The 18,365-nt window shown below is 72.8% G+C and carries 15 protein-coding genes; 8 read left to right on the plus strand and 7 right to left on the minus strand.

The genetic code is table 11. From position 1 onward, the window contains the following. Window positions 1–17: 17 nt before the first annotated feature. Window positions 18–4,364: a bifunctional nitrate reductase/sulfite reductase flavoprotein subunit alpha gene (locus tag IW245_RS14545; RefSeq protein ID WP_197003706.1), complete on the minus strand. Its 4,347-nt coding sequence runs from the start codon at window positions 4,362–4,364 to the stop codon at window positions 18–20. 160 nt (window positions 4,365–4,524) lie between these two features. Here IW245_RS14545 and IW245_RS14550 point away from each other — a divergent pair, with 160 nt between their 5' ends. Further along, window positions 4,525–4,887, plus strand: coding sequence for a VOC family protein (locus tag IW245_RS14550; RefSeq protein ID WP_197003707.1), 363 nt, complete (start codon window positions 4,525–4,527; stop codon window positions 4,885–4,887). Here IW245_RS14550 and IW245_RS14555 read toward each other — a convergent pair whose 3' ends face one another. After that, window positions 4,888–5,835: an Lrp/AsnC family transcriptional regulator gene (locus tag IW245_RS14555; protein WP_197003708.1), complete on the minus strand. Its 948-nt coding sequence runs from the start codon at window positions 5,833–5,835 to the stop codon at window positions 4,888–4,890. A gap of 121 nt (window positions 5,836–5,956) precedes the next feature. Here IW245_RS14555 and IW245_RS14560 point away from each other — a divergent pair, with 121 nt between their 5' ends. The 6 genes from IW245_RS14560 to IW245_RS14585 all read left to right on the plus strand — a co-directional run bounded on the left by IW245_RS14560 (window position 5,957) and on the right by IW245_RS14585 (window position 10,754). Beyond that, window positions 5,957–7,372 (plus strand): MFS transporter, encoded by a 1,416-nt coding sequence (locus IW245_RS14560; RefSeq protein WP_197003709.1) that lies wholly within the window; start codon window positions 5,957–5,959, stop codon window positions 7,370–7,372. A gap of 5 nt (window positions 7,373–7,377) precedes the next feature. Then, window positions 7,378–7,707 (plus strand): hydrogenase maturation nickel metallochaperone HypA/HybF, encoded by a 330-nt coding sequence (locus IW245_RS14565; RefSeq protein ID WP_197003710.1) that lies wholly within the window; start codon window positions 7,378–7,380, stop codon window positions 7,705–7,707. Between the two features lies 1 nt (window position 7,708). Beyond that, complete coding sequence (gene hypB, locus IW245_RS14570; RefSeq protein WP_233473019.1) at window positions 7,709–8,548, plus strand: hydrogenase nickel incorporation protein HypB; 840 nt, start codon at window positions 7,709–7,711, stop codon at window positions 8,546–8,548. Between the two features lie 32 nt (window positions 8,549–8,580). Further along, the gene (locus tag IW245_RS14575; protein WP_197003711.1) at window positions 8,581–8,931 is read left to right on the plus strand and encodes a PadR family transcriptional regulator; all 351 of its coding nucleotides are present in this window, start codon (window positions 8,581–8,583) and stop codon (window positions 8,929–8,931) included. Between the two features lie 151 nt (window positions 8,932–9,082). Beyond that, window positions 9,083–9,298 (plus strand): hypothetical protein, encoded by a 216-nt coding sequence (locus tag IW245_RS14580; RefSeq protein ID WP_197003712.1) that lies wholly within the window; start codon window positions 9,083–9,085, stop codon window positions 9,296–9,298. Between the two features lie 166 nt (window positions 9,299–9,464). Then, complete coding sequence (locus tag IW245_RS14585; protein ID WP_197003713.1) at window positions 9,465–10,754, plus strand: carboxypeptidase-like regulatory domain-containing protein; 1,290 nt, start codon at window positions 9,465–9,467, stop codon at window positions 10,752–10,754. 52 nt (window positions 10,755–10,806) lie between these two features. Here the strand turns inward: IW245_RS14585 and IW245_RS14590 are convergent, their stop codons facing one another. The 4 genes from IW245_RS14590 to IW245_RS14605 all read right to left on the minus strand — a co-directional run bounded on the left by IW245_RS14590 (window position 10,807) and on the right by IW245_RS14605 (window position 14,770). After that, on the minus strand, window positions 10,807–11,895 hold the full coding sequence (locus IW245_RS14590; RefSeq protein WP_197003714.1) for a hypothetical protein: 1,089 nt from the start codon (window positions 11,893–11,895) through the stop codon (window positions 10,807–10,809). A 189-nt stretch (window positions 11,896–12,084) separates the two neighbouring features. Continuing rightward, the gene (locus tag IW245_RS14595; protein ID WP_233473020.1) at window positions 12,085–12,687 is read right to left on the minus strand and encodes a YciI family protein; all 603 of its coding nucleotides are present in this window, start codon (window positions 12,685–12,687) and stop codon (window positions 12,085–12,087) included. Between the two features lie 88 nt (window positions 12,688–12,775). Further along, entirely contained in the window at window positions 12,776–13,462 is a 687-nt protein-coding gene (locus tag IW245_RS14600; protein WP_197003716.1) for a GDSL-type esterase/lipase family protein, read from the minus strand. Window positions 13,463–13,489: 27 nt separating this feature from the next. After that, the gene (locus IW245_RS14605; protein ID WP_233473021.1) at window positions 13,490–14,770 is read right to left on the minus strand and encodes a PKD domain containing protein; all 1,281 of its coding nucleotides are present in this window, start codon (window positions 14,768–14,770) and stop codon (window positions 13,490–13,492) included. Window positions 14,771–14,970: 200 nt separating this feature from the next. Here IW245_RS14605 and IW245_RS14610 point away from each other — a divergent pair, with 200 nt between their 5' ends. Next, a complete protein-coding gene (locus IW245_RS14610) occupies window positions 14,971–15,672 on the plus strand; it encodes a hypothetical protein (RefSeq protein WP_197003718.1) in 702 nt (233 codons plus the stop codon). Window positions 15,673–15,743: 71 nt separating this feature from the next. On the opposite strand, the gene pepN is transcribed toward IW245_RS14610, so the two are convergent. Beyond that, the gene (gene pepN / locus IW245_RS14615) at window positions 15,744–18,257 is read right to left on the minus strand and encodes an aminopeptidase N (RefSeq protein WP_197003719.1); all 2,514 of its coding nucleotides are present in this window, start codon (window positions 18,255–18,257) and stop codon (window positions 15,744–15,746) included. Window positions 18,258–18,365 lie beyond the last annotated feature (108 nt).

Raw genomic sequence — 18,365 nt, forward strand, 5'->3', positions numbered from 1 at the left:
CGGGCGGCGGGCCGCGCTCAGTAGACGTCGCGGACGTAGCGCCGGTCGCTGGCCAACTGCTGGACGTAGGCGGCGGCCGACTCCTCGTCCATGCCGCCGTGCGCGGCCACGATCCCGCGGAGCGCCTCGTCGACGTCCTTGGCCATCCGGTTGCCGCCGCAGAGATAGACGTGGGCGCCGTCCTGCAGCCAGCGCCACAGCCGGGGACCGTGCTCCCGCATCCGGTCCTGCACGTAGATCGCCGTGCGCTGGTCACGCGAGAAGGCGGTGTCGAGGCGGTCGAGGTGACCGGAGGCGAGGTGGGCCCGCAGGTCGTCGCGGTAGTAGAAGTCGGTGGCCTCGCGCTGTTCGCCGAAGAACAGCCAGTTGGGTCCGGTGTGGCCGCGGGCCCGGCGGTCCTCGAGGAAGCCGATGAACGGGGCGACGCCGGTGCCCGGGCCCACCATGATCATGGGGGTCGCGGCGTCGGCCGGCGGGCGGAAGTGCGGCAGGCGTTGGACGAACACCTGCACCGGGCCGTCGTCGGCGCAGTCGGCCAGGTACGCCGAGCACACGCCCGCCCGGTCGCGCCCGAGATCGTTGGTGTAGCGGACCACGGACACCGTGAGGCGCACCTCGCCGGGATGGACCAGCGGGCTCGAGGAGATCGAGTACTGGCGGGGCTGCAGGCGTTTGAGCACGCCGGCCCACGCCGCAGCCGACGCCCGGACGGGAAAGGATCCGACGACGTCGGCGGCCTGGCGACCCCAGCTCCATTTCGCCAACTCGCCCTTGTTGTCCGGGCGCAGGAGCCGGCGGAGCTGGCGGTCGCCCGTGGACTCGGCGACGAACCTGAGCAGGTCAGGGGTGATGCGGGCGATGTCGAACCGGGTCCGCAGGGCCTCGCCGAGCGGGATGACCCCGCTGTCGGGGACCTCCACGCCCTCCTGAGGGTCCAGGCCCGTGAGAGCGAGCCATTCGGCGACCAGTTCGGCGCGGTTGGCCGGCCACACGCCGAGGGCGTCGCCGACATCGTAGGCGAGTTCGCCGCCCTGGGTGTCGAAGGCGAACTGCCGCACCTCCTTGTGCGACCCGGGGAGACTGAGCAGGCGGTTGCCGATCAGCAGGGTCGCGAACGGGGACGCCTTGGAGTAGCCGGCGGGCGCGGAGGGCCGGGCCGCCGCGGCGACCGCGATGACGGGTACCGGCCGCCGGTCGGGCACGGTGGCAAGGGCGACGGTGACCTGGTCGAGCCACTGGCCGGCGGCCTCGTCGTAGTCGGGTTCGCAGTCCACGCGTGGGTGCAGGCGGGTCGCGCCGAGTTCGGCGAGGCGTTCGTCCAGGCGGCGGCCGTGGCCGCAGAAGTCCTCGTAGCTGGAGTCGCCGAACGCCAGGACGGAGTACCGCAGCCCGTCGAGGCGGGCGGCGTCGGGGGCGTTGAGCCCGCGCCAGAGGTCCGCGCCGTTGTCGGGGGCGTCGCCGTCACCGAAGGTGCTGGTCACGATCAGCGCGTCGGTGTCGGCGGTGAGCTGGCCGGGGGTCGTGTCGGCCATGGCCAGCAGGGTCGCGGGGTGCCCGGCCCCGGTGATGCGGGCGGCCGCGGCGGCGGCGAAGTCCTCGGCGTTGCCGGTCTGCGAGGCCCACAAAAGGAGAAGCCTCCGGGTCGGGGCGGTCCGGTCGGCGACCTGGTCCGAGGCGGATTCGGTTGCGGCCCGGTCGGTGGCCTGGTCCGGGGCGGGTGCGGTCCGGTCCGCGGCCACGTCCGGGAACGCGACGGCGACCGGCTCGGAGGCGGAAGCGGTCCGGGAGAACATGCCGGCCAGCACACCGTCCACCCACCGCGCCGTCTCGGGGTCGAAGGGCGCGTTGGCGGGCAGCGTCGGAACGCCGCCGGGCGGGGCCAGGGTCAGGCCGGAGAGGTATCCGGTCAGGTACCGGCGCTGCTGTTCGCCCAGCGTGGGGCCGGTGAGATCGGTCAGGCCGAACAGAGCGGCGAGTGCGTCGACGGCCGTGGCCGGCCCTACCGCCGGTGACAGGGCCCCGGGCTGCGAAGTAGTGAGCCCGACCGCCTGCGCCGTGGCCTCGGAGGCCGTAGCCGGCCCGACCGCGTGCGCCGTGGCCGCGGATCGCGCGGTGGTGACGGGAGCGTCCGTGGGCGGTCGCTGCGCGGGGACCGTCGGACCGGTCCCGGTGGGCTCCCCGGGTGCCCGGGCCGGCACCACGCGCAGTGCCACGGCGCAGGCCTTGAACTCCGGTTGGAAGGAGATCGGGTCGACGGCGTCGTTGGTGACGGCGTTGACGCTGAGGTACTCGCCGAACAGGTCGTTCCAGTGAAACGGTGCGAAGCAGTTTCCGGGCCGCACCCGGTCGGTGACGACCGCCGGCAGGACGGCACGGCCCCGGCGGGAGGCGACCTCGATGTGGTCGCCGTCGCGGGCGGCCATGGCGGCGGCGTCGTCGGGGTGCAGTTCGACGAACGGCCCCGGGTTGAGTTTGTTGAGTGCGGCGACCTTGCCGGTCTTGGTCAGGGTGTGCCACTGGTGCTGGAGGCGTCCGGTGTTGAGGACGAACGGGTAGTCGTCGTCGGGGAGTTCGGCGGCGGGCAGGTGCGGGCGGGCGAAGAACTGGGCGCGGCCGGTCGCGGTGGGGAACACCAGCCGGGGCCGGGTGCCGTCGTCGCGTTCCAGCAGGGTCTGGCTGACGCCGTCGTTGAGGTAGCGGATCGGGTTGCGGTCGCCAGTTTCCGGGGACGGGGCCGGCCACTGCACCGGGGTCTCGCGCAGCCTCTGGTAGCTGACGCCGCGCAGGTCCCAGCCGGTCTTCGGGTTCCAGGCCCGCTTCAGCTCCTCGAAGACCTCCTCGGCGTCCGTGTAGGTGAACGCGTCGGCGAAGCCCATCTCGCAGGCGACGCGGGCGATCAGCCGCCAGTCGGGCAGCGCCTGCCCCGGCGGGTCGACGACGCCCTGGACGAGGGTGAGGTTCCGCTCCGAGTTGACCATGACTCCGTCGGACTCGGCCCACAGCGTGGCGGGCAGGACGACGTCGGCGTACGCGTTGGTCTCGGTCTCGGTGAACACGTCCTGGGTGATGACCAGCTCGGCGGCCTCCAGCCCGGCGATGACGGTCCTGCGGTTGGCCACGGAGGCGACCGGGTTCGTGCAGATGATCCAGCAGGCCCTGATGTCGCCGGCGGCCATCCGCTCGAACATCTCCACCGTGCCGCGCCCGACCTCGGTCCGCAGAGTGCCCGCCTCGACGCCCCAGAGGTCCTCGACGAAGGCGCGCTCGGCGTCCACGAGGACGGAACGCTGGCCGGGCAGGCCCGGGCCCATGTAGCCCATCTCTCGGCCGCCCATCGCGTTGGGCTGGCCCGTGAGCGAGAACGGGCCGCTGCCGGGGCGGCAGATCGCCCCGGTGGCCAGGTGCAGGTTGACCAGGGCGTTGGTGTTCCACGTGCCGTGGGTGGACTGGTTGAGGCCCATCGTCCAGCAGCTCATCCACTCGCCGGCCCCGCCGATCCACTCCGCCGCCCGCCGGATGTCCGCCTCGGGGATGCCGGTGACCTCGGCGACCTTCGCTGGCGGGTAGTCGGCCAGGAAGGCTGGCATGTCCTCCCAGCCGTCGGTGAACTCCGCGATGAACGCCGCGTCGGTGTGGCCGCCGGCGACCAGGAGGTGCAACAGGCCGTTCAGGAGCGCCAGGTCCGTACCCGGCTTGATCTGGAGGAAGAGGTCCGCCTTGTCGGCGGTGGCGGTACGTCGCGGGTCGACGACGATGAGTTTGGCCCCGGTCGATCTGACCCGGTCCATCATCCGCAGGAACAGGATCGGGTGGCAGTCGGCCATGTTGGAGCCGATGACGAGGAAGGCGTCCGCGCGGTGGAAGTCCTGATAGGAGCCAGGTGGGCCGTCCGCGCCCAGGGACAGCTTGTAGCCGGAACCGGCGCTGGCCATGCACAGCCGGGAGTTGGACTCGATCTGGCTCGTGCGGACGAACCCCTTGGCCAGCTTGTTCGCCAGGTACTGCGCCTCCAGGGACATCTGCCCGGACACGTAGAAGGACAGCGCGTCGGGGCCGTGCTCGTCCAGAATGGCCCGCAGTCGCCCGGCGACCGTCGTGATCGCCTCGTCGACGTCGGCGGCGGTGGGCTCCGCGCCCCGCTCGGCCCGGATCAGCGCCGTCGCGGCCCGTCCGGGGGCGGCCATCATGTTCGCGCTGGTCGAACCCTTCGTGCACAGTCGCCCGAAGTTCGCGGGGTGGTCCTTGTCCCCGGAAACCTTCGTGACCGTTCGCCGGCCCGTGGCGACGTCGCGGCCGATGTCGAGCACGATGCCGCAGCCGACGCCGCAGTACGAGCAGACCGTCCGCACGCTGTCCGCCTTCAAGCCCCGCGCTCCCTCCCACAGATCGACCCGCAGTCGTCACCTTAGGACGGCCGCATTACCGGTTGATCACGACGTGTGGACACGGGGAGTTAACGGGACCGCACACCGTCGTCCGGGCGGATGTGCGCCGCACGGCCCCCCGATGGCGTTTACTGGACAGATGATCGATCACATCTCCCTTCAGGTCAGCGATCTGGCCGCCAGCGCGGCGTTCTACGACGCGGTCCTCGCCCCGCTCGGCGGCCGCCGGATCGCCGAACACGAGGACGTCGTCGGCTACGGCACGTCGTTCCCCGACTTCTGGATCGGCCTGGCCACGACCGGTGGCCGGGCGCGCGAGACACACGTGGCGTTCACGGCCGCCGACCGGGAGAGCGTGCGGGCGTTCTTCGACGCGGCGGTCGAGGCCGGGGCGGAGGTGCTGCACGAGCCGGCCGTGCGCCCGGAATACCACGAGACGTACTACGGGGCGTACGTCCGTGACCCCGACGGCAACAACGTCGAGGCCGTCTGTCACCGGTAGTCACGGGCCCAGCGGGCCTGCCGCCTTGAGGGTGCGCAGCACCGGGGCCGTCTCCAGCGTCCTGATCCCCTCGATCGGGCCGAGCCGGTGGGTCAGGTAGGCGTGCAGCCCGGCCGGGTCCGCACACAGCGCGTGGGCGACAAGATTGGTCGGGCCGGTGGTGGCCGCCACGAACGCCAGCTCGTCATGCCCGGCCAGGGCGACCGCCACCGCGTCCAGCCGCGCCGGGGTGACCGCCATCCACAGCAGCGCCTGGGTGGTGGCGCCGAACAGCGCGGGGTCGATCTCGACGTCGAAGAACAGCGCGCCGCCCGCCCGCAGGTCCGCGAGGCGGCGCGCGACGGTCGCCGGCGACCAGCCGGTCGCGGTGGCCAGGTCGGCGAGCACGGCCCGGCCGTCGCGGGACAGGGCCGCCAGCAGCGCGGCGTCGGACTCGGCCACGTCCCGTCCGACGCCCGCCGGGGGTTCCAACTGCCGGCGCTGCTCCTCGGTGAGGGCGTGCGCCCGGCCCCGCCACGCCGTCGGCCCGCCCAGGTAGGTGTGCAGGACGTAGTGCGCGGACACCGCCGTGATGCTCGCGGTGCGCGGGATGTCGCGCAGCAGCAGCGGATGGCTGGTCGCGGACTCCGCCGGGGTGTCGATGATCGCGAGGATCTCGGTGCCGCCGGAGGCCAGCTTCACCCACGACGTGTCCGCGCGCCGGGCGAGGGCGTGCGCGACGTCCTGGGAGGTGTGCGGGCTGGCGGTGAGCCGGACCATCCACTGCGCCCGGCCCGCCCGCGCCGGCTCGGCGAGCCCGACGACGCGCAGCCCCGCCTCGGCCCGAAGTCGCCGGTAGCGGCGGGCCACGGTCTGGGTGGAAACGCCCAGCACCGCGCCGATCCGGCTGAACGGCACCCGGCCGTCCACGTGCAGCGCGTGCACGACAGCGCGGTCCAGGTCGTCCATATTCCGCAGAATACCGCCCTCCGATGGAACAGATCTTCAAAGATCGCAGAAGAACTGGAGCTTTCCGGGTACCTGGCGGCACGCTCTGACCCGTCACAGTCGAGCGACCCGGAGGTACCCGATGCACCGTCACCGCTGGCGTTGGGCCGCGCTGGCCACCCTGCTGACCGCCGAGGCCATGAACCTGCTGGACGCCACGATCGTGCAGGTCGCCGCCCCGGTGATCCACGCGGACCTGGGCGGCCCGGCCGCCGACATCCAGTGGTACGCCGCCGCCTACACCCTGCCCTTCGCCATGCTCCTGATCACCGGCGGCCGGCTCGGGGACATCGTCGGCCGCCGCCGGGTGTTCCGGATCGGGGTCACCGGCTTCGTCCTGGCGTCGGTGGCCTGCGCCCTCGCCGGTTCCGCCGGAACGATGATCGCGGCCCGGGCCGTGCAGGGCTGCGCCGCGGCACTGGTGATCCCACAGACGTTCGGGCTGATCAAGAGCATGTTCACCGGCCCGGAGACCGCCCGGGCGCTGGGCACCATCGGGCCGGTGATGGGGCTGTCGGCCGTGTGCGGGCCGGCGCTCGGCGGGATCCTCACCCACGCCGACCTGTTCGGCTCCTCCTGGCGGGCGGTGTTCCTGGTCAACGTGCCGCTCGGCGTCGCAGTCCTCCTGGCCGCCCCGCTGCTCGCCGAGGACCGCTCCCCCGACCGGCCCCGGCTCGCCCTGGTCGGCACGGCGCTGGCGGCGGTCGGCACCGGCCTCGTCGTGTACCCACTCATCGCCCCCGGCCGGCACTGGACGGTCCTCGCCGTCGGCGTCGCCACCCTCGCACTGTTCGGCCTGCACCAGCGACGGGCCGCCCACCCGTTGATCGAGGGCAGCCTGTTCGGCAACCGGGGCTTCCCCGCGGCCCTGGTGTGCTCGGCCCTGTTCTTCGCCGCGATGAACGGCCTGATGCTCGTCGTCGTGGTGCACCTGCAGCTCGGCCTCGGCGCCGACGTCCTCACCGCCGGGCTGACCATGCTGCCCTGGTCAGGCGGGATGGCCGTGGCCTCCTGGGTCGCCGGCGCGCACCTGGTCCCCCGGTACGGCGCCCGGGTCATGCACGCCGGGCTCGCCACCATGCTCACCGGGGTCCTCGGCGCCGTCGCGGTGTACGCCACGGCCGGCGGGTACCCGTGGCCGCTGCTCGGGGCACTGGCCGTGTGCGGCACCGGACTGGGGCTGTTCACCGTCCCGTTCTTCACCACGGCGCTGCACCGGGTCCGGCCGCACGAGACCGGCTCGGCCGCCGGGCTGCTCAACGCCGTCCAGCAGTTGGGCGGCACGCTCGGCACCGCCCTGCTGGGCAGCGTCTTCCTCGGCACGTTCGCCGCGACGGGCTCCGCGACCGGTGCCGCCGGGCGCGCGTTCTGGGTCGGCGGGGGCCTGCTGGTCGCGACCGGCGTGGCCGTGCGGGTGATGACGTCCGGGCCGCGCGGCGTTTCCCCGAAAGACGCCCGCCAGCCCGCGGCGGCGGGCCACAATTCCCGGGGAGGCTGATGGGCGTGCACGAACTGGCGATCACAGAGAGCGTCGTGGCGAGCGTCCGCGACCGCCTCGGTGACGCCCGCGTCCTGGCCGTGACCCTCGAGATCGGCCGGTTGTCGGGGGTGGTGGCCGACTCGGTGCGGTTCTGCTTCGACCTGTGCACCGAGGGCACGCCGCTGCAGGGCGCGCGGCTGGACATCGTCGACGTCCCCGGCGGCGCGTACTGCCGGGGGTGCCGGTCCGACGTCGAGCTCGTCGACCTGATCCCGTTGTGCCCGTGCGGCAGCGCGGACCTCGACATCACGAGCGGACAGGAACTCATGATCAGACAGGTGGAGGTGGCCTGACGTGTGCGCGACGTGCGGGTGCGACGAGGACTCCCGGTCAACGGTCACGGATCTCGACAGCGGCCGGGTGGTCACCCGGCCCGGCCCGGGACACGCCCCGGACCATAGCCATGGGCACGACCACGACCACGACCACGAAGCCGACCACGGGCACGGCGCCGCCGGACCCGCCCGGACCGCCACCCGGGTCGTCACGCTGGAGCAGAGCGTGCTCGCCAAGAACGACCTGCTCGCCGGGCGCAACCGCGACTGGCTGGCGGCCCGCTTCATCCTCGCCCTGAACGTGATGAGCTCCCCCGGCTCCGGCAAGACGACGCTGCTGGAGCGCACGGTCCGCGACCTGCGCGCGGAGGTACCCGTCTCGGTGGTCGAGGGTGACCAGGAGACCCTCCTGGACGCCGAACGGATCCGGGCGACCGGCTGCCGGGTGGTCCAGATCAACACCGGCAGCGGCTGCCACCTCGACGCCGAGATGCTCGGCCGGGGCCTGGCCACGCTCGACCCGCCGGTCGGGTCGCTGGTGCTGATCGAGAACGTCGGCAACCTGGTCTGCCCCGCGCTGTTCGATCTCGGGGAGCGCGCCCGGGTGGTCGTCATGTCGGTGACGGAGGGCGACGACAAGCCGCTGAAGTACCCGCACATGTTCCGGTCCGCGCAGCTCATGGTCATCAACAAGGTCGACCTGGCGCCGCATGTGGACTTCGACCCCGACCGGTGCGCCGGGCACGCCCGGACGGTCAACCCCGGCCTGGAGGTACTGTCCGTCTCGGCGACCCGCGGCGACGGCCTCGACGCGTGGTACGCGTGGCTGCGCGGTCACCTGGCGGCCCGCCGCCCTTGACCACATAATCAGATCATCTTTATATTTTCGGTATGGCGTCGATGCGCGAACCGACCTTCTGGATCCTCACGGCCCTGGCCACCCGGGCCCTGCACGGCTACGGGGTGATCCAGGAGGTCGCCACGCTGTCCGCCGGCCAGATCACCCTCCAGGCCGGCACCCTCTACGCCGCCCTCGACCGACTCACCGCCGAGGGCCTGGTCGAGCCCGACCGCGAGGAGGTCGTCGACGGCCGCACCCGGCGCTACTACCGGCTCACCCGGCCCGGTGCCGCCGCCCTGGAAGCCGAGACGGAACGCATGCGGCGCACCGCCGCGACGGCCGCCCGCCGACTCGCCGAGCGTGCGACCGGCATGGGCGGCCCGGCGGCGCAGCCGTCATGACCCCCCTCGCCCGTCGGTACGCCCGGCTCCTGCGCGCCTACCCGCCCTCCCCGCGCCGGGCGCGCTCGTCGGGTGGCTGCTGACGGGCTGGGTGAGTCGGCGTACCGAGAAATGCCCTGGGTGGCTTCGGGGTTTTGTCACGTTCTGCACGGTGTGTACGCTGATCGGGGTGCTGCCGGCGTTCGCGATCGGCGTGACGGTGCTCGGCTGGCCGGCGGAGATGTGGCGGCCGGATCCGTTCTGGGCGGGGCTGGTCGGCATCGGGCGGCCACCGGCGGTTCTGGCCCTCGTGCAGGCGCTCGCCGCGCTGGCCGTCGCGGCGTTCCCGCGCCCTGCGGGCCGCGCCCGGGGACCGGCGCTACCCTGATCCGACCTACCCGCCCGGCCGCCCGGGACAGTTCACCGTCCTTACATCTCCGCGCCACCGGGCGGATGTGCCGATCCGGGGCACTCCGGCCTGGAAACCGGTGGACGGGTCCCGCTATTGTGCGTCGAGTCGTTCGCGGGGTGACGTGATCGGGAGAGGTGGGGACATGCGCCTACTGGCGGGCAGAATGTGGCCGGTCGTCACGACCTTCTGCGCGGTGATCCTGACGGCCGCCCCGGCGGTCGCGGCCGACGAGATCGCCGCGGCGTTCAGCCCCACGGCGGTGACGATCGGCGTGGGCGGCGCCCCGGTGACGGTCGCGCTCACCCTCACCAACACCAGCGCCGCGCCGGGCACCGCCGGCTTCACCATCTCGATGCCCGCCGAGCTGGTCGCCCAGGGCGTGCAGTTCACGGCGGCCGCCGCCGGCTGCCAGGCCGCCCCGACGGTCGTCACCTGCCCCGTGATCCCGGTGGCTGCGGCGTCGAACACCGCCGTCACCGTGTCGATCGCCCCGCCGGCCCAGTCCGCCCTCACCTCCGGACAGACCGTGGCCGGCTCGTTGAGCGCCGCCGGCTCCTTCCTCACCACCGCCGCCGGCGCGATCACCGCGACCGTCCCCGTGACGCTCAACGGGCCGGTGTCCACCGGGATCCCGTCGGTCACCGGGCGGGTGCTGGACCTGGAGACCAAGCCGGTGCCGGGCGCCGTGGTCACCATCACCGACTCCGCCGGCAAGTCCCGGGGCGTGACGTCCGGGGACACCGGAGCGTTCACGTACACGGCGGCGTCCGTGGCCGAGCAGTTCACCGCCGGCACCCTCACCCTGGTGGCGACGAAGACCGGGTACACACCGGTGACGGTCACCCGGACCGCCACCCCCGGACTCGCGGTGTCCGATGTCGACATCTCGCTGACCCTGACGGCGGCGGCCGCGCCCAACGCCGTGCAGCGGATCGAGAAGTCCCCGGTCGCCGGCGCGGCCGACGGCGACGACGGCAGTCCGATGCTGACGTTCGCAGTGATCCTGGGCGTCCTGCTGCTCGGCGGCGGCGGGGCGTGCGTGTACTTCCTGCTCCGCAAGGGCCGCGACGGCGACGAGGGCCCGGCCCGCCCGACGCCCACGGTGTACCGCAGCTCGACGCCCAGCGCGCCCCAGCGGCCCGACCACGCGACCCAGATCCTGCGGACCGTCCCCGCCGAGCCGGCCCACGCACCGCCGTCGTCCGCGCACGAGCCGACCGTCCGCCACCCGGCTGCCCCGACGTCCGAGCCGACCGCCGTCCGCCATCCGGCCGCCGCGCTGTCCGAGCCGACCGTGGTCCGGAATCCGTCGTCGGCGCTGTCCGAGCCGACCGCCGTGCACAACCAGCCCGCTCCCGGCCTGAACGAGCCGACGGCCCTGCGCAAGCGGCCTGGCCGCGAGCCCAAGCCGTGGGACTGGCTCGACGACTAGCGAGTCGTCCCCGGGTGGCACCGGCGAGGGGTGCCCGCGCCACCCGGGACGGTCAGATCTCTGAGCTGTAGGTGGAGAACAGCAGGTTGTCGGTCGGGACGCCGACGTTGTTGAAGCAGATCACCGGGGCCAGCACGTCCGACCCGGAGATCGTCCACGTCTTCTCCAGGTTGCAGTAGTAGCCGGACGGGCCACCCAGCGCGGTCACCTGAAGATGGGTGCGGCTGACGCCGACGGCGGGGAACACCATCGTGTACCGGCCGGGAGGGGCCGAGCCGAACGTGTTCGACGCACCGAGCGAGTTGTAGCTGCTGCCCGCGGGCGCCCCGGTCAGGTTCGTCTGGTAGGCGAGCCGGGTCGGCGGGTTGGCAGCTCCGAAGACCGACCGCTTGAGGTGGTACGACGCGGTCCACCACGTGTCGACCGGCGCGCCGTTGGAGTCGGTGCACGACACCGGCACCAGATAGTCCGTTCCGCTGAAGTACCAGTTGTCGACCCTGCACCGGCGGGCCATGTCATTGGGGTGCACCGCCGTGGCCTGCAGGTCACCGTCGTAGCCGCCGGTGCTCAGCCCCGCGAACTTGACCGTCCACGTGCCGGTTCCGGTGTGGGTGATCGAGTTGGCGGCCCCGGTCGAGTTGTAGCTCGCCAACACGCCACCGGACATGTTGGAGTACACGTAGGCGTGCGCTCCCCCGCCGACCGGCCCGCCGGAGCTGCGCATGTAGGTCATGGTGAACGCCGAGTTGTCCTGGAAGTTTCCCTTGAAGCACAGGACGGTCACGACCTTCGTCCCGCCGCTGTCGAACCAGTTCTCGATGTCGCAGTACCTGGCGTTGTCGTTGACGGCGGTGACGTGCACGATCCCGTTGGTCGAGGCACTGCACGGGAGCTTGAGCTGGTACTTCCCGATCGCGATCTGGGTCACGGTGATCCACGAACCGGGGCAGGTGGAGCGGTAGGTGCCCCACTGGTATGCGGTGTTGGTGACCGAGCCGGGGGCCGGCGCGGGATTGTCCATATAGGCGAACGCCCAGACGTCCGGCACCGCGGCGTGGGCCGGGGACGCGGACAGCAGGGTGGACGCGACGAGCGCGAGACAGCCGGCCAGGGCCAGTAGTCTGCGGCGGAGAGGGGTCATCGCTGCTCCTGGGGTCGGAGGGTTGCGCCCACCCTAGACAAGACATTGACACTTGTCAGTCAATCTGGAGACTCCACGGCCCCGTGACCGCCGCTACCATGCCCGCCCCCGACCGATGGTGCGCGGCCGGCGTCCGAGTCGTCCTGCCGACACCGCGGACCGGGCTGCTCAGGCGGGGTTCCAGGCGGTTCAGCTGGCCGGTCGGCCGCCGAACCGCCACGGGTGGACCTCGACCCGCTCGTACAGGCCCGCCTCGGCGTACGGGCCGCGGGCCAGCATCGCCTCCGCGGCGGCCCGGTCGGGCAGTTCGACCAGCGTCGCGGTGCCCAGCCACTCCACGCCGTCCTCGGACAGCATCGGCCCGTGCGCGATGAGGCGCTCGGAGTAGCCGGCGGCGAGGTAGTCGCGCTGGTCGGCCCGGTACCGGTCGCGCACGTCGGTCATGCCGTGCCGGCCGTGCCCGATGACCAGGAAGCGCGGGTCCTCGCCGGTGCCGGTGAACGCCCACATCGTCCGGCCGAGGGTGTTGCTCCAGCGGCGGACCAGCACGTCGGCGAACACGCCGGCCCGGTAGTACGGCTCGTCGTAGGCGAACGCCCGGGCCGCGGCGGAGTCGGGCAGGTCGACGATGTGCACGCTGCCGGTCACGCCCTCGCCGTCCTCGGTGAGGGTGGGGCCCCGGGCGATCATGACGTCGGCGTAGCCGTCCATGAAGGTCCAGTGTTCCTCGGTCCGCTCCCACCGCAGGTCCCCGACGTCTGGGCGGTCGTGACCGTACACGAAGTAATCCACCATCGGATCATAGGCGGGGATCGTGCCGCTCCCCATCGGCGACGCAGCCGGGCTTGCGCGCCAGGACAGGGCGGGGGCCGTCGCGGACTCAGTGGTGCGCGGCGACGAGATCGGCGAGCGCGTCCTGAATCGTGGTCGCGACCAGCTCGGCGAGGGGCTGGTGACCGTCGAGGCGGAGGTGCAGGCCGTCGCCTCCGGCCCGGGCGACCGTGGCCGCGTCGGCGAAGTGCACGCCACGCGCCCGAGCCACCTTCAGCAGTTCCTCCGACAACCGGCGCGACTTGTCCACCGCGGCGGCGTCGAAGGCCCCGAGGGTGTTCGCCGCGAACATCGGCTGGGTGTCGTCGAGCGGAATCGGGCTGACCAGAATGGTCCGGGGAGTTCCGCCGTCCCGGTTCGCGGCGTTGTCGTCGACGTCGTCGATGTAACCGTCCAGAGCCGCGGCGATGTCCTCCGGGGACCGGTCGAACTGGGTCTTCAGATCGTTGGTCCCGAGCATGATGACGACGACGTCGACCGGGTGGTGCGTCCGCAGACAGGGTGCGAAGTAGGGCCGGCCGTTGCAGCCGGGACGGTCGGCGTAGTCCACGTCGGTGGTCCGGCCGTTGAGTCCCTCCTCGATGACGTGGAATCCGTCCCCGAGCAGGGCCTGGAGCCGGCCCGTCCACCGCACGTCCGCGGCGAGGCGGACGTAGTCCTCGTCGTCGGAGGGGATGCCGTTCGTGTTGGAGTCGCCGAAACACAGCACCGTGTACGCGTCAGGATCGATGTTCATCTTCCCGAGGCTACCGGGCCGGCGCTGTCATGGCAGCTCGAAGCCGCCCAGCCGCGCGTGGTACTCGTGGCCCATGTACTCGGTGTCGCTGCCGACCAGCAGCCCTCCGGGGTACGCGACGAGCGCCTCGACGCCGACGCCCCGGTCCTTGGTCGGGTTCCAGGCCAGCGCCTTGCCGGTGTCCGGATCGATCGCGCCGATCCCCGGCCGGGGCACCGCGCCCGGGCCCCGGTTCTTGTTGTGGCCGTAGGTGTTGTCGAGCCACTGCTGGTGGCCGCCGACGTACACGGCCGAGCCGGTCACCGCCACCGACAGCAGGGTGTTGGCCCCGGTGTGGTTGACCCAGGTCGGGTCGTGCACGCCGTCGGTGTCGGTCTCGAACCGGGCGGCGGTGTCGCACATCTTGGTCGGCTCGTTGATGTGTCCGCTGGTGACGACGACGAAGTACGAGCCGTCGGGCGAGAAGTCCACACCGCGCAGGTACGTGCTGGGCGACCAGATGCAGGTGGAGTTCCGGTACGCGTAAGTGTTCCAGTCCCGCACGTACGGCTCGGCCCCGGACACGTCCAGCAGGGCCAGGTTGAAGCGGTCCACGCCGTCGACGTGGGTGAAGGAGCCGTCGATCAGCAGGGAGGCGCCGTCCTGGGAGACGGCCATCGCCTCCACCCGGACCAGCCCGCCGCCGGCCCGCCGCAGGTCCGGCACGAAACCGTGGTCCGCCGCGCCGGTCGCGGCGTCGAGCCGGGCGAGCGCCGTGCGCCACACGCCGGAGATGCTGCTGAACCAGCCCGAGACGTACAGCCGGTCGCCGCGAGCCACCAGGGTGTGCACCTCGCCGTCGGCGATCGCGCCCGTGAACGCGCGATCGGTCCTCCCGGTCCGCGCGTCGAGCTTGGCCAGGCCCCGGCGGTCCTCGCCGTTGACCTGGGTGAACGCGCCGCCGATGTACACGCTGCCGTCGGCGCCGGCCGACAGGGCGTAGACCGTGCCGTCGAGGGTGGGGGCGAAGTCGGGCAGGATCTCGCCCGTGCCGAGCCGGAACGCGAACACGTAGCGCCGGCTGAGCGCGGTGCCCGAGGCGGCCGCGCGGACGGCGGTGAAGTCCCCGCCGACGACGGCGATGTCGCCGATGACCGCGATCGCGTACACCGTGCCGTCCAGGACGTTCGGGGTCCAGCTCATCGGCCGCTCGGACACCACGACGGACTGGGCCTGTTCGGCGGTCGCGGTGACGGGGGCCAGCAGGGCCGCGAGCGCCAGAGTGGCTGCGGTGAGCGCGCGGGGCGCGATCCTGTCGCGATAATTCACAACATGTACTGTATGCGGCGATTGAGGGCCGAGGGTGGAGCCGCGCCGGAAGTCACCGCCGCGCGCTGGTTGAGGCACCACGGGTGGGTGTCCTTTTTGTGACATGAGCTGGGGGATCCGGCCGGGGTTCTGTTGTGATGATGGTCCGGCCGGTCCGCTCGTCACACCACCACCCGGCCGCCGATCACGTGGAGTCGTGGATGGTCGAGGGTACTGACAACGCCAGGCAGGCGCGTTTCGCCACGTGGGTCACCCTGATCACGGCGCTGCCGGAGCTGATCACCGGTGGGGTGCTGCTGTGGAAGACGTTCGGGCCGACGTCCCCGGCCGAGGCCCAGAGCCAGCCCGCCGGCCCGAGCGCCACCGGCTCGCCCGCCGGCCCCTCCGGCCCGTCGTGGGCTGCGCCGACCGCGACCGCCGGGCCGGGCACCCCCGTCCCGTCGCCCGTCGTCGCCCCCGTGCCGTCCCCGACCGTCGACCGGCCGCTCGTCGGGACGGCGTGCGTGCCCGGGGTGTGGAAACTCCAGCACGCGGTCGGGCACGTGGAGAACCACACCGGCACCCTCAGCCTCGCCAGCGAGGGGTACGTGATGACGTTCACGGCCCTCGGCGGCGGCCTCGTCGACATGGGCGGCGGGGTGTGGTTCGCCGGCCAGATCGACGGTCAGTCCACGAAGGTCAGGACCACCGGGGCGACCGGCTTCCGCTGGCAGGCCACGGCCGAAGGGCTGTCCATCACCTACGGGGCGAGCTCACTGTTCGCCACCACCTACGTCGACGACGTCGCCAAGGCCTCCGGACCGGACGCCTACAAGGACGGCGTGGAGTCGTTCAGCTGCACCGGGGACAGTCTGCGGCTCGTCGACCGGCTGAGCACCAGCGAACTGACCCGGATCGGATAGCCGGCTGCTTTTGCGGCCCCGCCGGGGCGCCCGGGCGCAGCACCGTCAGCCGATCGCCCGGGCCGGAACCGTCAGCCCGCCGCCCGGATCCGCACCGCCCGGTGCAGCTCGTCGAGCTGGTCGGCAAGGGCCCTGCGCAGCGCCGGCGTCAGGTCCGGGCCGGCCAGGCACTCCTCCGCCGCCCGCACGGTCCCCGGCGTGGAGTGGCCCACCGGGAACAGCGCCCGGCCGCCCAGCGTCATCGCCACGATGTCGCCGCGTTCGCCGACGCCGGCAACGTCGGCGAAGTACCGGCGGACATACTCCTCCGTCGCGCCCGACTGCCAGAAGCCCCGCGCCGTGGCGGCGAGGACGTACGTGGACGGGGCGTCCGCACCGAACAGCACGCCCCAGGCGCGTTCCTTGGCCTCGGCCCCGGGCAGCGCCGCCCGGGCCGTCGCCGCGCCCAGGTGCGCGCTGCTGCTCGGATCGGCGGCCAGCTCGGCGGCGAGGCGGTCGTCGTCGATCGCGTCCCCGGCGGCGAGCCGGGTCAGGGCCGCCCAGCGCAGCTCAGTGCCCAGGTCGGCACCGGCCAGCAGCTTCTCCAGGCCGGCCGGGTCGCCGACCGCGTTGTCGATCGTCGCGCGCAGCGCCGCCAACCGCAGCCCCGGGGCCGCGTCGGGGGCGTCGAGCAGCCGGCGACCGACCCCGGCGAGCAGCTCGTGTCCGGCCGGACGCTCGTCCGGCGGGAGGTAGCTGTCGACGACCCTCGTGCCGGCGAAGGTGAGCACCGCCTCGACGATCGAGTCGAGGCGCTCGGCGGGCAGGTGCTCGGCGACGAGGTCGAGGTACGCCCGCGGGGCGAGGTCCGCGTCGCGCACCATGTCGCGGGCGATCGACCACAGCACGGCCCGGGTCTCCGGGTCGGCGATCCGGGACAGCGTCCGGGCGACCTCCCGCCAGGAGGAGTCGTCGAGGCGGACCTTGGCCCAGGTCAGGTCGCCCAGGTTGGGCAGCACGAATCCGGCTTCCCGCTCCCGGCCGCCGCCGGGTCGCGCGGAAGTGGCCTCCGAGGTGAAGCTGTGCGCCGGAGGCGCGGAGGCGGTCTGCGGCGGGCCGCCGCGCGCCGGCTCCGGGAGCGCGATCCGCCCGCCGGGCGGCACCTCCAGGTCGTGCCGGTCCCGGAGCACCGGCGGCTCGCCGTCGAACACGCCGACGGCCACCAGGTGCGGCCGGGTGCCGGTGGCCACGAGGGTCCCCCGCTCCACCCGCAGGGAGTCCATGCCACTGGTCCGCAGCCACAGCTCCGCCCAGCCGTGCACGTCCCGGCCGCTCGCGGCGGCGAGCGCGTCGAGCAGGTCGGCCAGTTCGGCGTTGCCGAACCGGTGCCGGGCCAGGTGCGCGTTGACCCCGGCGAAGAACGCCTCGTCGCCCAGCCACGCGACCAGCTGCCGGAGCACGGCCGCGCCCTTGGCGTAGGCGATGCCGTCGAAGTTGGCCATGGCCTCCGACAGGCTCTCCAGGCCGGTGGCGGCGACCGGGTGCGTCGTGGGGCGCTGGTCGGCGTCGAACCCGAAGTGCTTGCGGGCCACGGCGAACCCGGTCCACGCGTCGGTGAAGCGGGTGTTCTCCGCCGCGATCCGGAAGCCCAGGTACTCGGCGAAGGACTCGTTGAGCCACAGGTCGTCCCACCAGCGCATCGTGACCAGGTCGCCGAACCACATGTGCGCCATCTCGTGCGCGACGACCACGGCCCGCTGGGTCCGCTGGGCCTCGGTGGGCGGCGAGTGGAACAGCGCCTCCTCGGCGAACACCACGCAGCCGGGGTTCTCCATCGCGCCCCAGTTCAGCTCGGGGACGAAGGCCTGGTCGTAGCGGCCGAACACATACCGCTCGGCGAACAGCTCGTGCAGCCGGTCGAAGGACGCCCGGGTCACCTCGAACAGCTCGTCGGCCTCCCTGTCCAGGTCCGCGGCCAGCGAACGGCGGCAGTGCAGGCCGAGCGGGATGCCGTCGTGCTCGTCGTGCACCGAGTGCAACGGCCCGCCGACCACCGTCACCAGGTAGGTGCTGATCGGCAGCGTCGGTGCGAACTCCCACCGCCCGGCCCCGCGCGCCTCACCGGCGGCGTTGGCCAGCACCGTCCACTCCGGAGGCGCGGTCACCGCCACGGTGAACGGGGCCTTGAGGTCCGGCTGGTCGAAACAGGGGAACATCCGCGGGGCGTGGTCGGGGCCGCACGCCGCGTACACGTACCGGGCGTCGTCGGTCGGGTCGGTGAACCGGTGCAGGCCCTCGCCCGTCCGCGAGTACGCCATGTCGGCCTCGACGAGCAGCTCGTTCTCCGCGGCCAGGTCGGTGAGGGCGAGCCGGTGGTCGTCGAGGCCTGCGGGGTCGAGCGGCCGGCCGTTGAGCACGACGCGGTTCAGGGCCGCCGGCCGCAGGTCCAGGAACGTGTCGGCGCCGGGTCGGGCGCAGGAGAACCGGATCACCGTCGTGCACCCGAAGACGTCCTCGCCGCGGGTCAGGTCCAGGTCCAGCTGGTAGCCGTGGACGTCGATCAGGTGGGCGCGGGTGCGCGCCTCCGTGCGCTGAAGTGCTGGCATCCCCTCATGCTGCCCGGACGGGGGCCCTTCGCCAACACCATTCCCTTCGCTGTCGGCAGATCCCGGGACCCACGACGGTGGGCGGCCTCCGCTAGGGTCGAGCGCGTG

The organism is Longispora fulva, from assembly GCF_015751905.1.
Classification (GTDB): Bacteria; Actinomycetota; Actinomycetes; order Mycobacteriales; family Micromonosporaceae; genus Longispora; species Longispora fulva.

Coding starts and splice junctions, on each gene's coding strand:
- IW245_RS14550 (WP_197003707.1), top strand. CDS start 4,525: ATGATCGATCACATCTCCCTTCAGGTCAGCGATCTGGCCGCCAGCGCG.
- IW245_RS14555 (WP_197003708.1), bottom strand. CDS start 5,835: ATGGACGACCTGGACCGCGCTGTCGTGCACGCGCTGCACGTGGACGGC.
- IW245_RS14560 (WP_197003709.1), top strand. CDS start 5,957: ATGCACCGTCACCGCTGGCGTTGGGCCGCGCTGGCCACCCTGCTGACC.
- IW245_RS14575 (WP_197003711.1), top strand. CDS start 8,581: ATGGCGTCGATGCGCGAACCGACCTTCTGGATCCTCACGGCCCTGGCC.
- IW245_RS14585 (WP_197003713.1), top strand. CDS start 9,465: ATGCGCCTACTGGCGGGCAGAATGTGGCCGGTCGTCACGACCTTCTGC.
- IW245_RS14590 (WP_197003714.1), bottom strand. CDS start 11,895: ATGACCCCTCTCCGCCGCAGACTACTGGCCCTGGCCGGCTGTCTCGCG.
- IW245_RS14600 (WP_197003716.1), bottom strand. CDS start 13,462: ATGAACATCGATCCTGACGCGTACACGGTGCTGTGTTTCGGCGACTCC.
- IW245_RS14610 (WP_197003718.1), top strand. CDS start 14,971: ATGGTCGAGGGTACTGACAACGCCAGGCAGGCGCGTTTCGCCACGTGG.
- pepN (WP_197003719.1), bottom strand. CDS start 18,257: ATGCCAGCACTTCAGCGCACGGAGGCGCGCACCCGCGCCCACCTGATC.